This window comes from Streptomyces sp. NPDC059477, from assembly GCF_042749375.1.
Lineage (GTDB): Bacteria > Actinomycetota > Actinomycetes > Streptomycetales > Streptomycetaceae > Streptomyces.
The window spans coordinates 120,909-142,010 of sequence record NZ_JBHYUG010000013.1 but is presented as its reverse complement, the minus strand read 5'-3'; the positions used below and the strand labels follow the sequence as shown (position 1 = coordinate 142,010).

At 71.5% G+C, this 21,102-nt stretch carries 15 protein-coding genes and 2 pseudogenes; 4 read left to right on the top strand and 13 right to left on the bottom strand.

What is annotated here, in order from left to right:
* Positions 1-105: 105 nt before the first annotated feature.
* Positions 106-659: pseudogene (locus ACFXAZ_RS09960) on the top strand (IS5 family transposase); the annotation flags it as partial.
* Positions 660-724: 65 nt separating this feature from the next.
* On the opposite strand, the pseudogene ACFXAZ_RS09955 reads toward ACFXAZ_RS09960, so the two are convergent.
* From ACFXAZ_RS09955 to ACFXAZ_RS09915, 9 genes and pseudogenes are all read right to left on the bottom strand, one after another.
* Positions 725-1,332: pseudogene (locus ACFXAZ_RS09955) on the bottom strand (transposase).
* 813 nt (positions 1,333-2,145) lie between these two features.
* On the bottom strand, positions 2,146-3,120 hold the full coding sequence (locus ACFXAZ_RS09950; RefSeq protein WP_384587198.1) for a pirin family protein: 975 nt from the start codon (positions 3,118-3,120) through the stop codon (positions 2,146-2,148).
* 194 nt (positions 3,121-3,314) lie between these two features.
* Positions 3,315-3,950: an SAM-dependent methyltransferase gene (locus ACFXAZ_RS09945; RefSeq protein WP_384587196.1), complete on the bottom strand. Its 636-nt coding sequence runs from the start codon at positions 3,948-3,950 to the stop codon at positions 3,315-3,317.
* A 169-nt stretch (positions 3,951-4,119) separates the two neighbouring features.
* Complete coding sequence (locus ACFXAZ_RS09940; protein WP_384587194.1) at positions 4,120-5,022, bottom strand: alpha/beta fold hydrolase; 903 nt, start codon at positions 5,020-5,022, stop codon at positions 4,120-4,122.
* 64 nt (positions 5,023-5,086) lie between these two features.
* The gene (locus ACFXAZ_RS09935) at positions 5,087-5,248 is read right to left on the bottom strand and encodes an SRPBCC domain-containing protein (RefSeq protein WP_384587192.1); all 162 of its coding nucleotides are present in this window, start codon (positions 5,246-5,248) and stop codon (positions 5,087-5,089) included.
* A 118-nt stretch (positions 5,249-5,366) separates the two neighbouring features.
* Positions 5,367-5,777, bottom strand: a complete 411-nt coding sequence (locus ACFXAZ_RS09930; protein ID WP_384587190.1) for a VOC family protein — start codon at positions 5,775-5,777, stop codon at positions 5,367-5,369.
* Positions 5,778-5,838: 61 nt separating this feature from the next.
* Positions 5,839-6,198, bottom strand: coding sequence for a helix-turn-helix domain-containing protein (locus ACFXAZ_RS09925; RefSeq protein ID WP_384587218.1), 360 nt, complete (start codon positions 6,196-6,198; stop codon positions 5,839-5,841).
* Between the two features lie 357 nt (positions 6,199-6,555).
* Positions 6,556-7,347, bottom strand: coding sequence for a carbon-nitrogen hydrolase family protein (locus ACFXAZ_RS09920; protein ID WP_384587188.1), 792 nt, complete (start codon positions 7,345-7,347; stop codon positions 6,556-6,558).
* 202 nt (positions 7,348-7,549) lie between these two features.
* Entirely contained in the window at positions 7,550-8,383 is an 834-nt protein-coding gene (locus ACFXAZ_RS09915; protein ID WP_384587186.1) for an aldo/keto reductase, read from the bottom strand.
* Positions 8,384-9,043: 660 nt separating this feature from the next.
* On the opposite strand from ACFXAZ_RS09915, the gene ACFXAZ_RS09910 reads away from it, so the two are divergent.
* Together ACFXAZ_RS09910 and mgrA are read left to right on the top strand one after the other, a co-directional pair.
* Positions 9,044-10,774: an ATP-binding protein gene (locus ACFXAZ_RS09910; RefSeq protein WP_384587184.1), complete on the top strand. Its 1,731-nt coding sequence runs from the start codon at positions 9,044-9,046 to the stop codon at positions 10,772-10,774.
* A gap of 358 nt (positions 10,775-11,132) precedes the next feature.
* Complete coding sequence (mgrA, locus tag ACFXAZ_RS09905; protein ID WP_384587182.1) at positions 11,133-12,176, top strand: L-glyceraldehyde 3-phosphate reductase; 1,044 nt, start codon at positions 11,133-11,135, stop codon at positions 12,174-12,176.
* A 35-nt stretch (positions 12,177-12,211) separates the two neighbouring features.
* Here the strand turns inward: mgrA and ACFXAZ_RS09900 are convergent, their stop codons facing one another.
* The 4 genes from ACFXAZ_RS09900 to ACFXAZ_RS09885 form a co-directional block, all read right to left on the bottom strand.
* Complete coding sequence (locus ACFXAZ_RS09900; protein ID WP_384587180.1) at positions 12,212-15,160, bottom strand: hypothetical protein; 2,949 nt, start codon at positions 15,158-15,160, stop codon at positions 12,212-12,214.
* Positions 15,161-15,204: 44 nt separating this feature from the next.
* Positions 15,205-16,326 (bottom strand): AAA family ATPase, encoded by a 1,122-nt coding sequence (locus ACFXAZ_RS09895; protein WP_384587178.1) that lies wholly within the window; start codon positions 16,324-16,326, stop codon positions 15,205-15,207.
* 70 nt (positions 16,327-16,396) lie between these two features.
* Entirely contained in the window at positions 16,397-18,034 is a 1,638-nt protein-coding gene (locus ACFXAZ_RS09890; protein WP_384587176.1) for a VWA domain-containing protein, read from the bottom strand.
* Positions 18,035-18,168: 134 nt separating this feature from the next.
* Entirely contained in the window at positions 18,169-19,575 is a 1,407-nt protein-coding gene (locus ACFXAZ_RS09885) for a hypothetical protein (protein ID WP_384587216.1), read from the bottom strand.
* A 784-nt stretch (positions 19,576-20,359) separates the two neighbouring features.
* On the opposite strand from ACFXAZ_RS09885, the gene ACFXAZ_RS09880 reads away from it, so the two are divergent.
* Positions 20,360-21,034 (top strand): hypothetical protein, encoded by a 675-nt coding sequence (locus tag ACFXAZ_RS09880; RefSeq protein WP_384587174.1) that lies wholly within the window; start codon positions 20,360-20,362, stop codon positions 21,032-21,034.
* Positions 21,035-21,102 lie beyond the last annotated feature (68 nt).

Sequence of the window (21,102 nt, the reverse complement as noted above, 5' to 3'; positions counted from 1 at the left end):
CGCCGGCCGCCCGCGCCCCGCGGGCCGAGGTCCGAGCGAGCCCGCGGGCGCGCCTCGCCCGCGGCGGGCGCCCGCCCCCCCCCCCCCCGCCCCCCCCCCCCCCCCCACCGCGTGATCCTGGACGAACCCGGTGCCCGTGGTGAGCTGGACTGGTCGCGGTGCGCGATCGGCTCCGTGAGCGTGAGGGCTGCAGAAGGGGGGCCGCTGACCGGACTGAATCCGACCGACCGCGGAAAAAGTGGATCGAAGATCCACCTGATCACCGGCCGGAACGGACTGCCCCTGTCGCGCTCGGGATCTCGGCCGCGAACATGCACGACAGCCTCGGCCTTCAGCCCCTCGTACGCGGCATCCCGCCCATCCGCTCCCGCCGCGGACCGCGGCGCCGCCGCCCGGCCAAGCTCCACGGCGACAAAGGCTACGACTACGCCCATCTGCGCCGATGGCTCCGCGGCAGAGGCATCCGCCACCGCATCGCACGCAAGGGCGCCGAGTCCTCCCAACGCCTGGACCGCCACCCCAGGGTGGTCGAACGCACGGTGTCGTGGCCGGCAGGCTACCGACGACTCCACCACCACTACGAGCGGAAACCGGAACACTTCCTCGCCCTCGTCGGCATAGCCGCAGCCCTCATCCGCCACCGCAGACTCACCAACTGAAACGATGCCTAAGGGTTGTCCCGCAAATGATCTAAGGCGGGCTGGTTGACCGGCCTGTTTCTCTGTTATCCGGCGATGGTGGGGTTGTGGAGGCGGGCCATGCCGAGCATGGCGTGGTGGACGCCGTCGCCCTTGAGGCGGCAGTCGCGGAGGATCTTCCAGGTCTTCATGCGGGCGAAGACGTGCTCGACGCGGGCGCGGACCTTGCGGTGGGAGGTGTTGTGTTCCTCTTTCCAGGCCGGGAGTTCGGCCTGGCCGTCTTCGCGGCGGTGCGGGATGACCGGGCCGGTGCCCCGGTAGCCGTCGGCCGCGATCACCGTGGTCCTGCCGACGGCTGCTCTGGCGCCGGACTCTTCCCAGGCCTTGCATTCGTTGCGGTTCCCGGCGAGTGGCCGGCCCACGGTGACGACGAGCCGGGTGTCGGCGTCGATGACGACCTGGTGGTTGGTGGAGTACCTGTAGTTCTTCGACTGCGCGGCGACGGTGTGGCCGCGGGTGGGGACCAGGGTGCCGTCCACGATCAGCACGGTGTCAGGCCCCAGGGCCGGCCCTTGCGGACCGGGTCCGCACCTTCACGCCGCAACACGGTGATCACCTTGCCGAACTGACGTGAACTCAGGCCGGTGAACGGGGCTATCCAGGACGTCTCCGACGCCGTGATCACACCAGACACAGCAAGATCATCTCATCCCCGACCAGCAGTCACGGGACAAACCTTGGTGGGAGTGCTCTGGGGCTTTTCTGGGAATTCCAGCCGCATCACCCGGCATGACCGTGAAACAGTCGAAAGAATGTTTACCCAAATCAGCGACTCGATCCCAGTAAGCGCAGCAGGTCACGGGCCCGCCCGGTCTCTTCCGGGACATCTGACGACAGGAACAAACAGCCCCGCGCAGAGCATCACCCAGCTTCAGCATCCAGAGAAACTCGCCATTCGGACAGGACTCTGCCCTGCCGAGATGACCCCCAACTCGCCCGGTTCACTCACCGCAAGGCACTCCAGGTGATGCTCCACCACCCCAACACTTCGGACGGAGTCACCCGCCAAACGGGACACAGCATTCAATTCCGCAGGGGAAACATGGGGCGCAAGCCGCCTCCGGGCAACAAAATCCCCCGAACCCACGCGCCTCGTAGGCATGTGCTGGAGAAGTGGCACCTCGGCGCCTCCTGCCGATGGCTAATCTGAAACCGACGCAGACGCCGAGACCTCGCCCCCGTCAAATCTGGCCCTCCCCGCAGCGAGAGCCGAGACCTGCCCCCTTCCCCTCCCGCACACGGCCGATGGAATTTGATTACCCGTCAGTAGAGTCAGCAAAGGGTCAGCAAGTGTCTGAACATGCCTGGTCACAGGTGCCAACACTTGAAAGTACCGGTCGCCTCGAAGTGGACGCCCACGCACGCATGACTGTGCCCCCCGCCATATCGGCAAGGGGGCACAACTTCGATCTACTGCGACGATTCGATGATCATACGTTGCCGCAGGTCAGCGCACCTGGCCCCGTGGTTTCAAGGCGACTGTCGGCAGTTCGGGGGCAGGTAGCCGATCGCCGTCGTAACCCGTCACCACACCGAAGCGAGTGCCCTCCATCCAGTCCCGGCGGGCCGTTGCGATGTCCTCGTGCGAACGGCCGATGAAGTTCCACCACATCACGATCTGCTCCTGGAACGGCGGGCCGCCCAGCAGGATGAGGCGGGCGTCGCCCGGGCCGTCGTTCGACAGGGTGAGTGTGGGGGTGCCAGGGGCCGTGTAGCCCAGTTCGGCCTGTTTGAGAGTGGTGCCGTGGACGCGGATGTCGCCGTGGTCGAGCAGGACGCCGTGTTCGAAGGCGGGGTCGATGTCGAGGGTGAGGGTGGTGCCGGGCCGGAGAGTGAGTTCGGCGCCTAGCAGGGGCGTGAAGGTGCGGACGGGTGAGGTGTCGCCCGCGAGGGAGCCCAGGAAGACCCGCGCCTCGGCACCGTCCAACTGGACCGGCACCGGGATGTGGTGCTGGAAGTCACGGTCGGCGTCACGGTGTTCGGCGGGCAGCGCGACCCACAGTTGGACGCCGTGCAGGATCGTGGTGCTCGGCGTGGACACCTCCGAGTGGCAGATCCCGTGGCCGCCGGTCATCAGGTTCAGCTCGCCGGGCCGGACGAAGGCATGGCTGCCGAGGCTGTCCCGGTGCTCGATCTCCCCGCTGAACAGCCAGCTCACCGTCTGGAGCCCGGTGTGCGGGTGCGGGGCGACATCCATCCCGCCGCTCTCCGACACGTCGTCCGGCCCGTAGTGATCCGCGAAGCACCACGCCCCGATCAGTGTCCGGGCCCGCTGCGGCAGCGTCCGCCGTACGGTCATCGCCCGCGGCCCGCCCAGCGGCACATCCCGCGCCGTGAGGATCTGAAGCTCGGGGCACGCGCCGCCGGGTCCCACCGAGGCCGCGCAGTCCACCTCGGCCGGATGTGTCTCCGTGTTGCTCACTGTGCGGTCCCTTCCCAGGTCCGGCGCGGGTCCACCGCGCACGGACTCGATGGTAACCGGGCGAAACCACGGGAAGATCGACGGCTTCGATGGACCGGTTCGATGCCCCCGCCGGGGCACGCTCAGCCGCCGGGAGGAGAGGTCCTACGACCCCGAGTCCGTCAATAAGTAGTACGGCCACGCTGCCCGTCCGCTCAGGCCGTCCGCTCGATCCGCCATACGTTGTCGTCGCGATGCCCCGGTACGCCCTCCGGCGAGACACTCGGCCTGCGCACCCGCTCCCGCGTCCGCACGGTCCACTCCCCCTCCGGCAGCGCGAGCGCGTCCAGCACGCCGTCCAGGGTGGGGAACTCGGCGTCGAACGGCGGCTCGGTCTGCCAGTTCGGCCACGCGGCGTGCATCACGATCAGCAGGGTCCCGCCGGGCGCCACCGCACCGGCCGCGGCGCGCAGCACACCGTCCTGGTCCAGGGCCACCGGTGACTGGAGGTAGTGGGCGCTGACCAGGTCGAAGGTGCCCTCGGGGAAGGTCACCCCCAGCTCATGCCGCTCCAGCGTGACCCGGTCGCCGACGCCCGCCTCCCGCGCGTGCTCGGACGCGCGGGCCAGTGCCGTCGCCGAGATGTCCGTACCGGTGACCCGCCAGCCGTGCGAGGCCAGCCATACCGCGTCCGCGCCCTCACCGCACCCGAGGTCGAGGGCGGTTCCGGGGCGCAGGGCGGAGACCTCGCGTACCAGCAGTTCATTGGGGTTCCCGCTCCACACCCGCGCGCTGTCGCGGTAACGGGTCTCCCAGAACTCGGTGGATTCGGTGACAGGCATGTCGGTCATGGCGCCTCCTGGCTGAGCAGCGGAAACAAGGAGTGGAGAGGGGTAGCGAGGGGTGGGCGACACCGTGGTGCCGGGCGGGGGTTCCTGCCCTGGACAGCCTCTATCTCTCCCACTCCCCGCGCAAAGCTCCTTGCTGTTTCCGCAAGCTCTCGGGCCCCTCTCGCCACTCTCACCCCTCTCCCTCCACCCCGAACCGCACGATCTCCGCGATCCGCCCGGCATGGGTGATGACCAGCCGGTGGTCCGCGTCGAGCCAGGTCGTGGCGGTGGCCGGGCGGGCGTCGAGCAGTCGGTCGATGCCCGCGCGCCAGAGCTGGTTGTGCCGGGCCGCGGGTCCCTCGGTGGCGGGGCCCGCCAGTGCGGTGGACATGACCATGGTGATGGGGTGCTCGATCCTGGCGTACCGCTCCAGGATCGCGGCGCGGACCACATCCATCTCGATCTGGAGATCGAGGACGTCCTGTCCCGTGAGCAGCACCTGACGATCGGTCCCCTTGGTCAGGTCCAGCTCCCGCTGTGTTTCCCGCGCCATCGCGCGGAACTCCGCCAGGAACTCCTCGGTGATGAACGGCTCGGGCACCGGGTTCGCCCCGTCGATCAGCACCAGGCCGCCGACCGCCTCCGGGTGGTCGCCGGTGTAGCGCAGCGCCAGGTCGGCGCCCAGCGAGTAGCCCACCAGCAGAGGCGGCTCGGGCAGATCGAGGCGGGCCACCTGGGCCATCACGGCGGTGAAATCGCCGAGGAAGGCGTCGAAGGTGTACCGGTCGCCGGGCGAGGAGAACCCGTGGCCGCGGTGGTCGAAGGTCACGACGTCGTGGTCCCGCCCCAGCAGCCCGATCAGTTCGTGCAGCTCGGCCTGGGTGGAGCAGAGGCCGGGGCACAGCACCAGGGGGCGGCCCCGGCCGCCGCGCGACACAGGGAGGGTGACCCCGTCATGGTGGACGGTGAAACACCGCCGGACCGGTCCGTCGTACGGGCCACCCGGCGGTTTCCCGCGCGACTCTTCGGGCGAGCCCTCGTACGGCTCCCGTTGTCGTTCCCCGGCCCCGGTCCGATCTGTCGTCCCCGTCATGCCGACCATGGTGCCCGAACGCCGGCCGTGGTGAGGGATCGCCCCGGCGCCACGGCGGCTCCCCCTACTCGGCCGGCAGCGCGTCCATCTGGCCGGCCGCTGCCGTGAGGCCCTCCTCCAGGCCCATGGTGATCAGTTGCTCCAGCTGCTCCCTGGAGTCGAAGTGCGAGCGCGTCTCCAGGCGCGTACCGCCGTCCTGGGCGAGGAGCCGGACGCGCACGCTCATCGTCGGCAATTCGGTGTTCGACGTGCCGTCCGGTGGTCGGTGTCGGCGGCGGCGAGGTCCTCGGCCGGCAGATCGGCCATCCGCTCGACCCGCAGCCGCCACGGCGCCTTCCTCCCTCTCAGCCCTTCAGCTGCGTGAAGCGGATGCTGTTGCCGAACGGGTCGCGCAGCGCCGCGTCGATCCCGTACGGCCGCTCGGTCGGTTCCTCCGTGAACTCGACGCCCCGGGAGCGCAGCGTCTCGTACGTCTTGCGGCAGTCGTCCGTGCTGAAGATCAGCGAGCCGCCGGTCGCCCCCTTGGTGACCAGCTCACGGACCTGCCGTGCGGTCTCCTCCGACATGGCGGGGCCGCCCGGCGCCTCCAGCATGATCTGCCGGTCGGGGTGGCCGGGGACATTGACCGTGAGCCAGCGCATGGCGCCGAAGTCGACGTCGCTGTGGACTTCCAGGCCGAGCTTGCCGATGTAGAAGGCGAGTGCCTCGTCCTGGTCGAGAACGTAGATCTGAGAGTGCGTGATGGCTGTGAACATGCACGTCACGCTAGTCGCCAACGACCCCGCGTACTTATCCGAAACTGCTCGATGGCTCCGGTCAGTGGTTCGGCCGCGTCCACGCCTTCGTGAAGCAGGTCGGGACGTCCAGGGCCGCCGCCCGCTTGCGGTACTCGCGCGGGGAGCGGCCGACGATCTCCCGGAAGGTCCTGCTGAAGGTGGTCGGACTGGAGAAACCGACCCGGAAGCAGATGTCCGTCGCGCTCAGGCCGGACTCGCGCAGCAGGAACATCGCGCGCTCGACCCGGCGGCGCTGGAGATAGCGGTGCGGGGTCTCGCCGAACGTGGCCCGGAAGGTGCGGGTGAAGTGTGCCGGTGACACATGCGCGATCCGTGCCAGCGCCGGGACGTCCAGGGGCTCGGCGTAGGCACGGTCCATCGCGTCCCGGGCCCGGAGCATCCGGCGGTTGGAGTCCTCCGTGGGGGTGGTGCGCACGGCGCCATCAGACCACAGGCCGGGCGACGAGGACAGGCCGGGCGGGCGACGAGGACAGGCCGGGCGGGCGGTGCGACAGGCCGAGCCGGTGCCGGAGCGGGGTGCCCGCTGTCGTCGTCGCCGACCGGGCAGAAGATCAGCGAGTCCATGGAGCCGCGCGGGATCGTCGAGCGGTACGGCCCGGCAGGTGATCGCCGTGGACCATCGCTTCCACGCCCCGGTGGTCGCGGCCGTCGGGGCAGCCTGCTCCCACGGCACCACGACGGACTGCGCAGCCGCCGGGTCCGGGCCCGGGATCCACGCCGAGGGCGCTCCCTCCGGTCACCGCCACAGTTCCGGACGCCGGTTGGCCAGTACCGACGTACGCTCGCGGGTTCGCTCGACCTCCCCCATGTCCAGGTCGGTCACCAGCAGTTCCGGGGCGGCGTCGAGCCGTTCCCGCACGGTGCCGTCCGGGCCGACGACCCTGCTGTGGCCGATGCCGGTCGGCGCCGGACCGGGCGGGGTGCCGGGGTCGGCCTGGTCGACGGCGGCCACCCAGAGGGTCGCGTCCAGGGCGCGGGCCCGCACCAGCAGTTCCCACTGGTCGAGCTTGCCGGGACCGGCGCCCCAGGACGCCGCGAGCAGTGTGGCGACCGCGCCCGCGTCGGCATGCGCCCGGAACAGCTCCGGAAAGCGGACGTCGTAGCAGGTGGCGAGGCCGAGACGGACGCCGTCCACGGCGAGGGTGACGATCCGCGATCCGGCGGCCACGCTCTCGGACTCCCGGTAACCGAAGGCGTCGTACAGATGGATCTTGTCGTACGACGTCTCCACGCCGGGGCCGGTCGCGAGCAGCGTGTTGGTCACGCGGCCGTCGGCGGCCGGGGTGAACATGCCCGCGACGACGACCGTGCCGGTGTCCCGGGCGAGGGCCCGGACGCCGTCGGCCCACGGGCCGTCGAGGGGTTCGGCGAGCGGCGCCAAGGGGGTGCCGAAGCACGCCATGGACGCCTCCGGGAAGACGACCACTCGGGCGCCCGCGTCGGCGGCGCGGCGGGTCCATTCCCCGACGAGCGCGAGGTTCTTCGCCGGGTCGGGGCCGGTGGTGAGCTGGCTCAGGGCGATACGCACGGTGGCGATTCTCCTTGACTGGGCGGGGCGGGGCGACGCTTAGCCGGGCCCGGCTGGGCTGGGCCTGAGCGGGGCTGGGCTTGAACGGGGCTGGGCCTGAGCGGGGCGGCCTGAGCGGGGCCTTGCGGGAGCAGACTCCGGGCCTGCTTCTTGTATACAGACCGTGTGCGCAACCTTCCTGCGCAGGTCTGCGGTCCGCCGGTCAGTCTCCCGCGGGCAGCCAGTCCAGTCGGTCGCGTTGGTCCGGGGTGAGCCGGAGGCCGGTGGCCGCCAGGTTCTCCTCCAGGTGCTCGATGCTCGCCGTGCCCGGGATCGGAAGGATCACCGGTGAGTGGCCGAGCAGCCAGGCGAGGGCGACCTGGGTGGGGGTGGCGTCCGTCTCGGCGGCCACCGCCGCGATCTCCGCCCGCGCTCCGGCGGCGCCCCAGGCGACCGGGCGCCACGGCAGGAAGGCGATGCCCGCCTGCTCGCAGGCCGCGAGGACGGGCTCGTACTCGCGGTCGAGCAGGTTGTAGCGGTTCTGGACGCTGGCGATGTCGGTGATGCCGCGCGCCTCGGCGAGTTCGTCGACGCTCACCTCTGACAGGCCGATACGGCCGATCTTGCCCGCGGCGCGCAGGTCCCGCAGTGCGCCGATCTGGTCGGCCAGCGGGACCTGCGGATCGACGCGATGGAGCTGGAGCAGTTCGACGCGTTCCGTGCGGAGCCTGGTCAGGGCCTGGTCGACCTGCGCGCGCAATGCCTCGGGGCGGCCGTCCAGCGCCCACTCGCCCTTCGGGCGGGCCACTCCGACCTTGGTCGTCACGAGCAGGCCCTCGGGGTAGGGGTGGAGGGCCTCGGCGAGCAGTTCCTCGTTGGCGCCCCAGCCGTACATGTACGCCGTGTCGATGAGCGTGACGCCCAGTTCGACGGCGCGCCGGACCACCGCCAGGGCGTTCGCGCGGTCCGGTGCCGGTTCGGTCGGCAGATGCATCGCCCCGAAACCGAGTCGGCCCACCCGTAGATCCCCGCCTATGCGAAACGTGGTCGTCACCATCGTCGATCGCCCCCCTCGTCCGCCCGCACGCTAGCAGCCCGGCCAAATCGCAGGGGAGTTCGCAGGTACGGACGTTCGATCGTTCGTCGGCTGGTGTGATCCGGCGTGCGCCTGCGCCACCGCGCGCCCCCCTGCCGCGTTGGGTAGCCAATGACCTCGCCGCAGTGACGGTTCTGCGAAAGTTCGCTGAGCCAGGAGCCGCCGGGCACCGGTGCGGCGCGAGCGAACAACGGCACAACAGGGGGCGTTCACATGTGGACCAGCGGCGGCGACTCGGAGGAACTGCCCCCGTCCTCTGGTGGGGGGATCGGCGGAGCGAAGGGCCTGGAGGGGCTGGGCGAGCTGGGTGCGCCGGGGCGGCCGAAGGGGCCGGGTGAGGCGCGTGAGGTGCGTGAGGTGCGTGAGGTGCGTAAGCCGGATGGGGCGGCTGGGCTGGATGCGCCGGGTGAGCCGGATGGGCCAGCTGAGCCGGATGCGCTGGGCGAGCTGAGTGAGCTGAGTGAGCTGAGTGAGCTAGACGCATCGATTGCGCCAGGTGAGCCGGGTGCGTCGGATGGGCTGAGCGAGCCGGGTGTGTCGAGTGCGTGGGGTACGTCGCGTACGTCGAGTGCCCCGGGTACGTCGAGCGGGTCGGGGGAATTCGGCAGACCCGGCGGCCTCGTGGGTCGCGAGCCCGAAGTCGCCGCGCTGCACCAACTGCTGGCCCGGCATCGGCTGGTGACGGTGGCGGGCGCGGCCGGGGTCGGCAAGAGCGCGCTCGCCCGGGTCGGCGCGGAGGCGATGCCGGAGGCGGCGGCGCCCTGGCAGCGGATGATCCGGCTGCGCTGGGACGGGGACGCGCCGGCCGAGGCGGGGAGTCTGACCCACGCCGCGCAACGGGCGTTGGCTGAGGCCCACACCCAGACCCGGACCCAGACCCAGGCCCCGGCCCACACCCAGGACCCGGCCCAGACCGACGCCAACGCCGACACCGACACCGACACCGACGACAGTGGCGCCGGCAAACCGCGGAACCGGACCACCCCCACCCTCCTCATCCTCGACGGCATCGACGCCGTGCACGGCGAATGCGCCGGCCTCGTCCGACGACTGCTCACGACCCTCCCCGCGCTGCGCGTCCTCGTGACGTCCCGCCGTCCGCTCGGTCTCGGTGACGAATGGGTCCTGGAGGCCGGGCCACTGGCCGTCGGCTCCCCCGACGGCAGGCCCGACGGCAGGCCCGGTGACGGCCCCGCCGTCGGCCTCTTCCTCCGGCGTGCCCAGGCCCTCACCGGCCGTGCCTTCACCGCTGACGCCGACCTGCGCGCGATCACGGCGATCTGCACGGTGCTGGACGGCAACCCACGGGCCATCGAACTCGCCGCCCACCACACCACCCGCCATCCCCCGGGCGCGCTCGCCGAGTTGCTCGCCCGCAGCCAGTGCGGGCTGGACGCGCCCGACCCGGAGCGGGCGGGCAACCGCTCGCCCCGCGCGTCGATCGGCGCCGGGTACGCGTTGTGCGAGCGGGCGGAGCGGACGGTGTGGGCGCGGGCGAGCATGTTCGCGGGCGCCTTCGCCGAGGACGCGGCCGTGTTCCTGTGCGGGGGCGGCGGCATCGAACCGGCGCGGGTGCCGGGCTCGCTGGCCCGGTTGTCGGCGCTCGGGGTACTGGAGCCGGTCGAGCCGCCGGACGGGGTGCGCGGCGCGCGCTACCGGATGAACCTGGCGGCCCGGGAGTTCGGTGCGGAACGGCTGCGTGCCGCGGGCGAGTTCGCGGTGGCCGCCGAGCGCCGTATGGTCCACTGCCGCAATGTCGCCACCGTCGCCGACAGCTTCTGGAACTCCGGCGACCAGACCGGCGCGGCCCGGCTCGCCCTCGACGGGGAGGCCGACGTCAAGGCGATGATCCGGCACGCCGTGGCCCAGCCCGCCCACGCGGAGGCGGCGCTGGAGACCGTCGTCCACCTGTGGTTCTGGTGGGCGGTGTACGGCCGCGCCGAGGAGGGCCGGGCGTACGCGCTGCGGCTGCTGCCGCTGTGCGAGGCGGAGGGGCCGATGACCGTACGGGCACAGGTGCTGGCCGCGTGGCTGTGCGCGCCGGACGATCCGCGCACCGCGCGCACGCTGCTCGGGCAGGCCTGGCCCGCGGCCGTGCGGGCCGGTGACGACGCGCTGATCGGGCGGATCTCGCATGTGCAGGGCGTGCTGGCGCTGCGCGCGGGAGACGCCCGTACCGCCGCCGAGCACTTCCGGTCCGCCGCCCATCTCGTCCCGCCGTACGCGCCGGGCTCCCCGAACCGCACGGCAGCGTCCCCCTGCGGCGTCTGCTCGCCCAGATCGAACGGGGCCGTCCGGGCGGCACGCCGACGCCGGTGCCCCCGCCCCGCGCGGCGGACGGGGCCGCCGTGACCTCTGCGGGGCGCCCCGAGCGGTGAGACCATGGGAGCCCCTGTCCGCCCTTGACGTCGCTGAGCCCGCACCCGGGCAGACAGCCCGTTCCGCGTTCCAGAGACGATGTCGAGGCAGGCCGGAGACAGGCCAGAGACAGGTCAGAGGCAAGTCAGACGCGAGCCAGAGGCAAGTCAGACGTGAGCCAGACGCGAGTCAGAGGGAAGCCCGAAGGAAGCCAGAAGGGCGATTCAGAAGACCGGTCGCTCAATACGATGCGAAAGAACGGTTGGACTTCACGATCCCGCAGAGGCAGTGTGGGCCTGTCCCCTCGATCCCGGCGGAACTCCCGCACGGCACCACCCCCGGAGAACTTCCGATGAACCACGTCGCCGACCCCGAGCGCTACGACGGCACCATGCGCTACCGCCGCACCGGCCGTTCCGGGCTCGATCTCCCGCTGCTCTCGCTGGGCTACTGGCACAACTTCGGCGACGACAAGCCGTTCGAGACCCAGCGCGAGATCGCCCTGCGCGCCTTCGACCTCGGGATCACCCACCACGACCTGGCCAACAACTACGGCCCTCCCTACGGCGCCGCCGAGATCAACTTCGGGCGGCTGCTGCGGGAGGACCTGAAGCCGTACCGGGACGAACTGGTGGTCTCCACCAAGGCCGGCTGGGACATGTGGCCCGGCCCCTACGGTCAGGGCGGCGGCTCCCGCAAGTACATGCTCGCCTCGCTCGACCAGTCGCTGACCCGGACGGGCCTGGACTACGTCGACATCTTCTACTCCCACCGGCTGGACCCGACCACGCCGCTGGAGGAGACGATGGGCGCGCTCGACACGGCCGTCCGCCAGGGCAAGGCGCTCTACGTCGGCATCTCGTCCTACGACGCCGAGCGCACCCGCGAGGCCGTGGCGATCCTGCGCGACCTGGGCACCCCGCTGCTCATCCACCAGCCGTCGTACAACATGCTGAACCGCTGGGTCGAGACCGAGGGCCTGCTCGACGTGGCGCAGGAGGAGGGCTTCGGGATCATCGGCTTCACCGCGCTGGCCCAGGGCCTGCTGACCGGCCGCTATCTCGACGGCATCCCGGGTGACTCGCGCGCCGCGCAGGACAAGTCCTTCGACACCCAGTGGCTGACGGACGAGATGCGGGGGCGGCTGCGGGCCCTGAGCGACCTCGCCGCCCGCCGCGGCCAGACGCTGGCCCAGCTGGCCCTCGCCTGGGCGCTGCGCGACCGGCGGGTCACTTCCCTGGTCATCGGCGCGTCGCGGGTCGAGCAGCTGGAGCAGAACGTGGCCGCGCTGGACCATCTCGACTTCACCGCCGAGGAACTCGCCGAGATCGACAAGTACGCGACCGACGGCGGGGTCGACCTGTGGCGGGACGCCCGCCAGGGCAATCTGGGCTGACCTGCCACCCGCTCCCTCACCAGCCGCTCACTCGCTCACGCCCTCCCCAGCAGCGCCTCCAGCGCCGCGGTCGTCGCCGGGTGGCGGGTGAGGAGGGCGGCGCCCCGCGGTGACGCGTCGGTCGGCGCCCACGGTTCGTCGTAGCCGAGGAGGGCGGCCAGGGTGTCGCAGGTCGCCGGGTGGGCCGGCAGAAGTGCGGCGCGACCGGTTGCCGGGCCGGCGGTGCTCGGCTGGGGGCTGCGGGGGCGCTCGGTCCGCCACGGTGGCACCCACGCGTCCAGGGCCGGGAGCCGGGCCGGGAAGACGCGTCCGGCCTCCTTGATCAGCAGGGGGGCGAACTCGGCGCCGCCCGCGCGCAGGGTGCTGATCAGGGTGGGCAGCCAGGGCAGCAGTACCGGATCGGGCAGGCGGGCGAAGGCGTTGGACACCGCTTCCACCACGAAGTCGGTCAGTGCCGGGACCGGCTCCAGGGCGTGCAGGAAACCGCTGAGGTAGCGCGGGTAGGACGGCACGGCCAGCGGGTTGGCGAGGAGGGCGTCGACACGGGTCCGCAGCTCCTCGCGGGTGAGGGTGCCGAGGTGGGTCCGGGCCGACCAGAGCAGGGCCGTCTTGGCGGGCTCCTCCGGGTGCGACTGGGCGACGGCCAGTTCCAGCTGGGTCCGGTCGCAGCCCAGGGACAGGGCCAGGCTCTCCATGCTGAACAGGAACCCCAGCATCGCCGCGACCTGCCGGACTCCCGCCTCCTCGTCGGTGAACGCGGTCGGCAGCAGCGTGCAGTAGTGCGCGTAGCCGGCCTTGACGAACGCCTCGATCCAGGACGGCAGCGCCGGTTCACCGGTGCGGTAGTACGCCAGCAGCCGGCGCACCCGGCGCAGGACCTCCGGTGCCCCGTCGACGCTGCGCTCGATAGCCAGCACCTCCAGCGCGCGGGTGCCCAGTTCGTCGGCGAGGCGGCGGCTGCGCAGGAAGCGGGTCGCGTCCTCGACGGTCTCCAGGACGGTCGCCGCCGTGGCCCGCGGGCCGTACGCCCGGCGCCGCAGCCGCTGTTCCAGCACCTGCTCGATGCTGACGCCCTCGTATCCCAGCTCGATGAGTGCGCGCTGATGGGTGCCCAGGGCCAGGTCCCAGGACTCCTGGATGGGCTCGTCGCCGAGGCCGCGCTCGCCCATGATGGGCCGGGCGGCGCCCTGCGGGAGCAGTTGGCGCAGCATCCACAGCACGTCGGAGCAGGCGCGCAGCTCCGGCCGGCCCGCGATGTCCAGCAGTGCCCGTTTCACCCCGCGCTGTTGCAGGGGCAGCCCGAGGGGTTCCAGCCGGTCGTGGACATCGCGGGCGAGCGGGGGCAGCGAGTCGTAGCCGACCTGCCCGATCCGGTCGCCGCCCATCATGATCTCCACGAGCCGGCGCACATCGCGCCGCCCGGGCACGACGTCCTTCTCGATGCAGGTGACGGCGGCGTCCTGGAAGTCGTACGGGGTCGGCTTGGCGCGGTCGCGCATCCCGGCCAGCAGGATCGACGTCTCGAAGACGGCGATGGCGTCGGCGGTGGAGGCCAGGTAGCCGGCGCGGCGGGCGGCCCGCACGATGTCCACCGACCAGCCGAGGAGTTCCGCCTGGTCGAGACGGTCCAGGACGGGTGGGCGCTGGAGGAAGCCGGAGAGCCTGTCGGCGGCCGGGACCTCCTCCGGCATCGGGGCCGGAGCCGCCGGCTTCCTTGCCCTGGACGGCTTCCTCGTGCCCGCCTGGCCCTCCAGCCGGAAGGGTTTGATCCCGGTGCGCTTGAGGTTCTTCGCCCAGACCGTCGCGGCGATGGACACCGAGCCGCCCGCGAGGCCGAACTGTGCCTCGATCGCCGCGTGGCTGGAAGGGATCAGCCCGTGCTGCCACTTGGTGGCGGTACGCGGGCTGATCTCGAAGCCGTCCGAGCCGTGCACGCCGAACTCGTCCACCCGGCTGGCCGCGTGGAACGCGCCGCAGACATAGAGGCAGTCGGCGGGGTCCGTGCCGGTGGCGGTCAGGTGCTCGCGCATCCGGGTCCACATGTAGCGCTCGCGATCCTCGTCGACATGGACGCGGTGCGGGTCGCCGGGGGCCAGGCGGCGGAACAGGCTGCCGATGAGCAGCATGACCTGGCGGTAGGTGTCGTGGTCGCTGTCGCCGAGGGGCAGTTCGACGTACTGGTGCCACCACTCCGACCAGTGCCGGACCCGGCCGTGGCGCAGGAGGTGTTCCTCCAGTTCGGCGAAGCGCGGGCGCAGGTCGCCGATCTCCACGCCGACCGAGTCACCGTGCAGGGCGGCTTCCTCCCCGGGTGCCGGGGCGGGCGGGGCATCCGGGTCCGCGTGTTCGGTGGGTTCGGTGGGTTCGTCGGGGGTCTCGTCGCGGCGGTCCCACTGGAAGACATGGTCCGAGGAACGGTCGACCAGGACGAGTTCGACGCCGGGGGTGTCCAGGGCGTACGCGATGGCCTGGTACTCGGCGGACGCCTCGGTGAGGGGGGCGACCACCGACAGCGGTGACCAGTCGGCGGGGAAGCCGTCGATCTCGCTGGCGAACGCCTGGACGGCCACCGGCAGCTTGCAGTTGCGCAGCTCGGTCAGGAGGGGGGCCATGTCCTCGCACAGCTCCAGATAGACCACCTTGGGCTGCTTCTCGCGCAGCCGGCGGGCCATGGCGAGCGCGGAGGCCGGTGAGTGGTGGCAGACCGGGAAGATCTCCAGCGGTTCGCGCACCGCGCGGTCCACGTCGTCGACGATGCCGAGGAGGATCCGCTCCAGCGCGTCGGGGCCGTCGGCGAAGGTGGCGGCGGCGTCCTGGAGCTGGGTGCGGAGGGTGGTGAAGGTGCCGTCGGTGCCATGGGTTCCACGGGTGCCATTGGTGCCGCCGGTGCCGCCGGTGCCGCCGGTGGCATTGGAGCCGCCGGTATCGCTCACGCCGCTGGCGCTGTTCACGCTGCTCCCGTTCACGCCGTTCACGCCGTTCATCCCGCCCTCCCTCACGCCGCTCACCCGGCCCTCGTCCGTGCCGCTCACGACAGGGTGGCGATCGCGTCGCGGCCACCTTCGAGGAACTCCGGCCAGGAGCCCCCCTCTTCCTTGCCGCGCGGCTCGACCACGCCGTGCAGGTACTTGTTGAGGATGGCGAGGTCCTCCGGTGCGCGCCGGGCGAGGGAACCGACCAGGGACGAGGCCAGGGTGTGCGCGGTCAGGGCGCGCTCGCCGAAGAAGTTGCTGTGCAGGATGGCGTCCTCCAGGACGCCGATCTGCTCGGCGGTGGACAGCGCGGACTCCAGCTTCTCGTCGTCGCTGCCGGCCGCGGCGGCGGTGGCCCGCAGATCGGCGAAGCTCTGGAGCAGCACATCGAGCAGGGTCGGCGGCACATCCAGCTCTATCCGGTGGCGGCGCAGCAGTTCTTCGGTGCGGAAGCGGACGATCTCCGCCTCGGCCTTCTTGTTGGTCACGACGGGGATGCGGACGAAATTGAAGCGGCGCTTGAGCGCGGACGACAGGTCGTTGACGCCCCGGTCGCGGCTGTTGGCGGTGGCGATGATCGAGAAGCCGGGCTGGGCGAACACGATGTTGTCGCTGGTGTCGCTGCCGAGTTCGGGCACGGAGACATACTTCTCGGACAGGATCGAGATGAGCGCGTCCTGGACATCGCTGGTGGAGCGGGTCAGTTCCTCGAAGCGGCCGATCGCGCCGGTCTCCATCGCGGTCATGATGGGCGAGGGGATCATCGACTCCCGGGACTGGCCCTTGGCGATCACCATGGACACGTTCCAGGAGTACTTGATGTGGTCCTCGGTGGTGCCCGCGGTGCCCTGCACCACCAGGGTGGAGTTGCGGCTGATCGCGGCGGACAGCAGCTCGGCCAGCCAGCTCTTGCCGGTGCCGGGGTCGCCGATGAGCAGCAGTCCGCGGTCGGAGGCGAGGGTGACGATGGAGCGCTCGACGAAGCTGCGGTCGCCGAACCACTTCTGGGAGATCTCCCGGTCGAGCCCGTCGGCGCGCTCGGAGCCCAGGACGAACAGCCGGACCATCTTGGGCGACAGCCGCCAGGAGAACGGCTTGGGGCTGTCGTCGATGGACTCCAGCCAGTCCAGCTCCTCGGCGTACTTGATCTCGGCGGGAGCGCGCAGCAGGTCGGACATGGCATGCCTTTCTGGATCTTTGAAGAGCGTTGAAGAGATTTGAAGAGAGTGATGGGGTGGTGCGGGCAGCTCAGGTCAGGAAGTTCTTCAGTTCCTGGACGAGCTTGCGGATATGGCCGGATATGACCGGCGTGCCGAGATCCTTGAACCGTTCGCGGAACCAAGGGTTCACGCTGCCGCGCCCGGAGCTGGTGACCGAGCCGACCGGGATGAACTTCGCCCCGGAGCGATGGATCGTCGCCATCGACTCGAACAGCTCGTCGGTGCGCCACTCGTAGAAGTCGGAGATCCACACGACGACGGTGTTGCGCGGCTCGGCGATCTTGGGCTGGGCCAGGGCCATGGCGACCGTGCCGTCGGTGCCGCCGCCGAGCTGGGTGCGCAGGAGTGTCTCGAAGGGGTCGTGCACCCAGGGCGTGAGGTCGAGCGCCTTGGTGTCGTAGGCGATGAGGTGGACGTCGACCTTGGGCAGTCCGGCGAAGATGGACGCCAGGATGGTGCAGTTGACCATCGAGTCGACCATCGAGCCCGACTGGTCCACGACCACGATCAGCCGCTGGGGTGTGGTCTTGCGGGCGGTGTGCCGGTAGTAGAGGCGGTCGACGTAGAGCCGCTGCTCCTCCGGGCTCCAGTTGGTGAGGTTCTTCCAGATGGTGCGGTCGAGGTCGAGATTGCGGTAGACCCGCTTGGGCGGGACCGACCGGTCGAGGGCGCCGACCGTGGCCTTCTCGACCTGGGTGCGCAGCACCTCAGCGACCTCGTCCACGAAACGGCGGATGAGTGCCTTGGCGTTGGCGAGAGCGACTCCGGAGAGGTTGTTCTTGTCCCGCAGCAGCTGTTCGATGAGGGACATGCTCGGGGTGAGCCGCGCGGCCAGCCGGGGATCGGCGAGCACCTCGCGCAGGCGCATCCGCTTGACGAGGTCGGCCTCCAGGGCGCCCAGTTCGGGGCCGATGGCCGGGAGGAGCTTGCTGAGGTCGGGTGTCGTACCCCGACCGCCGGAGCCGTACGGGCTCACGCCCGGCCCCGCCGGGCCGGACCGGCCGCCACCGCCGCGCAGCCCGCCGACCTCGCAGCCGAGGGCGCGCTCCAGCCAGCCCGCGTCGGACTGCCAGCGGGACAGCTGTCCGGCGGTGACCGTGCCGGTGCCGGTGGCGAAGACGTTGAGGAGCACCTTGGACACCAGCGCGGCCCGCCGCACCTCGGCGGCCCGGTCCCGCCCCTCCGCGTCCCTCTCGGACTCGGCACCCGCGCGCGTGTCGGTGCCCTGTTGCGGACCGGTGTCGATACCCGGTCGGGCGTCCGTCTCAGTGCCCGGTTGGGCGTCAGTTTCGGTGCCCGGTTGGGCTTCAGTCTGGGTGTGCGGTCGCGCGTCCGTGTCGGGGCCCGGCCTCCCCTCCACCCCGATGCCCGACTCCGGCACCATCAGCCCGTCGAACTCCCCGGCCAGATCCGGATGGCGCTGCACGATCGAGTCGACGGACGCCTGTGGGTCCAGCAGCGCGGGCGGCAGCCCGATGTCCTCGACGACGGCGAGGCTCGCCGACTCAAGGGAAGCCTGCTCGTCCTGGTCGAAGAGCCGGGCCAGCAGCCGCCAGTAGAGGACCTGCCGGCGATTGTCGTCGGCGTTGGCGCTCCGCTCGGTCGGTGGCGTCTGCTCGGTCGATTCCGCCTGCTCGGCGATTCCTGTCCGCCCGCCGATTCCCATGGACCCGGCGATTCCCGAATGCCCGATCGCCCCCGTCCCCTCCCCAGTTTCGCTCCGCCCGGCGGCTTCCATCCCCCCGCCGATTCCCATGCCCCCGCTGATTTCCATCCCCCCAGCGATCTCGCTCCCCTCGCTCATTTCCGCAGCAGCCTTCCCGCGCGCTCGCGCAGGGCCGCCACCGCGTCGGTCGCCGCCTTCTCCGCCTTCGCGCCGCCCTTGCCGTCGGAGCCACCGGCCCAGCCTCCGGCGTGCACGGTGACGCTCTTCTTCCGTACGGTCGTCTCCACGGCCAGCGGCTGGAGACGGAACGCCCCGGCGTCCCAGCGCACCAGCCCGATGCACGCGCGGGAGGCGGCGACGGCCTCCGGGGTGAGCGGTCCGGCGGTGGGGACTCGGTCGGTGTCCACGGCGATCGGGGTGCCCGCGACGGTGAAGGTCAGCGGCTCCTCGCCACCGCCCTCGGACGCGTACCCCTCCAGGAACACCGGGACGGCGATCCGGGCCGGGTGGCGGTCCAGCGGCGCGGTGGCCGCGACGGTCGCGGTCGGCAGCGCGACCCGGGCGGTGGCGAAGGCGTCGGCTGGCTCCGCGGCGCTCGCGTGCGCGTCGCTCCAGATCAGGTCGCCCTCGGCGGTGACCGGCATACCGGTCAGCTCCATCGCGCGGCCCTCGCTCACGGCGGCCAGCAGCGACAGGTGCGGGCGCATCAACTGCCAGACGCCCGCGCCGACGACCGTGTCCGGCTTGGGCACCGCGACACCGGCCCGCACCAGACGGGGCGTGGAACCGTCGGCGGGTTCGAACACGGCGTGCACCTGGGCCTGGGCGGCGGTGGCGTGTTCGTGCACATCGATGCCGAGCGGCAGCAGCCTGCCGGTGGCCGTGCCGGTGCTGGGCGCGGTGGCGGCGCCCGGGACGGTCAGCAGCATCGCCCGGGACCACAGGTCGGCCCAGCGGCGGGCCGGGATCCGCTCCAGGGTGGCGCCTGGGCAGGACGCGGCGAGTTCGGCGGCGAAGCCGTCCAGCAGGGTGGCGAGGCGGCGCAGCGCCGGGTCGGGAAGCATCGCGGAGACCACCTGGGCCGCCCCGGAGATGACGTCGTGGTCGATGCCCTGCCATCCGGCGCGGGCCAGGTCGCCGAGCCACGAGCGCGCGGCGGCCAGCACATTCGGGGCCGGGGCCTCGGCGGGTGCCGTGAGGGGGTCCGGGTCGGTGTCGCGCGAGCGGCCCGCGATGTCGTCGGCGCGGATCAGCAGCGCGTCATGGACGGAGCCGAGCAGTGCGCCGCGGGCGGCGGCGAGGGCGAGGAAGTGGTCCTCGCTCGCGGCGCCGACCGCCGCCTTCTCGGCGGCCTCCCCCACCCGCACGCCCAGTGGCGTCCCGGCCAGCGACCGGGCGAACTCCGCGAGGGCGTCGGCCTCCTCGGGCCGGGGCCGCAGCAGTCCGCCGCACAGCGCGCGGTCGAAGGCGTCGACGGCGGCGAGCGCCTCGGCGAGCCCCTCGACCGGGTCACCAACCGCACCAGCAACCGCGCCCGGCATATCCGCACCCCCGCCCGCTGTCACCTCCGCGGACGCGGCCCCGGCGGCCCCCGCAGCCGCCCCCGCGACCCCAGCGGCTTCCTCCCGCGTCGGCGGGAACCACTGCATCTCCGGCAACGGCGTGGTCGCCGGGGCCAGTTCGAGATACGCCAGATGCCGCAGGAAGCGGCTGAAGACGGCTGCCGCGGCCTTGGCATCGGCCTGCGCCGGGCGGGTGCGGGTCATCACGTACCCGAGGTGGGCCGCGTCGATCTCGCTCGGGTCGGTGCCCTTCACCGGGTCGACTCGCAGATAGCGGGCGACGCGGACGACACCGTACTGAAGGACCGACTCGTCGATCAGCGCGGTGATGTGCTTGCAGAACGTGCCCCGGGCGCCGCCGCACGGCCGGTTGTTGTTGGTGCTGCACGCGAACGCGTACGTCCCGGCCTCGATGGACGAGACATAGACCCGCGCGATGTCGGAGCCGCTGGACACCACCCCTTGCAGACGTCCGTCGGCCAGTTCGACGAACGGGACCTTCGCGAGCTTGCGGGGTCGCGCGGGTGGGATCACCCGCGCGGTGCTCGACTTCTCCCAGGCCGACAACGCACCATCTCCTTTGCGCACAGGGGGACTTCCCGACCGATCCGGCGGGAACATCAATGAACCTATCCGGGACCACTGACAACGCCCCTGACCTGCGCTTCCTCGCCCAAGGACACACTTCAGTCACGACGTGTCCACATTTCTTTCCCGGCGGGAGATCATGGCCCTGTCACCACGCACCATCCCTGGGGGGACCATGAGTTACCACTCCATGCACCAGCCGCAGCCGCCCATGCCGGGCTTCCCGCCACAGCAGCCGCCGCAGCCGCCGAAGAAGAGCCGGTCCAACGCCGTGATCATCGCCTCGGCCGCCGCCGTGATCGTGGCGGTCGTCGCCACGGGCGTGGCCCTGAGCGCCGGAAGCGACGGCGAGGCGAAGGCCGCGCCGACGGTCACCGTCACCAAGACGGTGAGCGCCGAGGACGCCCTCGCGGCCGACGAAGAGCCGTCCGATCCGTCCACGCCCGCCGACAGCGCCGAGGACGGCGTGTACGCGCTCACCGACACGGTGACCTACGAGAACGACATCGAGATATCCCTGACCTCGTTCGCGCGCGGGGTGTCCAGCGACTACGCGGTGCCCGAGAGCACGCCGTACGCCAAGTTCACGATCAAGATCGTGAACAACTCGGACAGCAAGATGGACGCGTCCATGCTGTCGGTCAGCTGCGCCTACGGCGACGAGGGCAAGGAGGGCGAGGCGATCTACGACGACGGTCTCGACGGGTCGCCCGACACCAGCGTGCTCGCGGGGCGTTCCCTGTCGGTGCCGTGGGCGTGCGAGCTACCGAAGGACGAGACGTTTCTCCAGGTGGAGGTGTCACCCGACTGGGAGTCGGAGCCGGCGATCTTCACCGGCGAGGTGAAGTGACGGCGTGACGTGACGGCGTGACGTGACGGCGTGACGTGACGGCGTGACGTGACGGCGTGACGTGACGG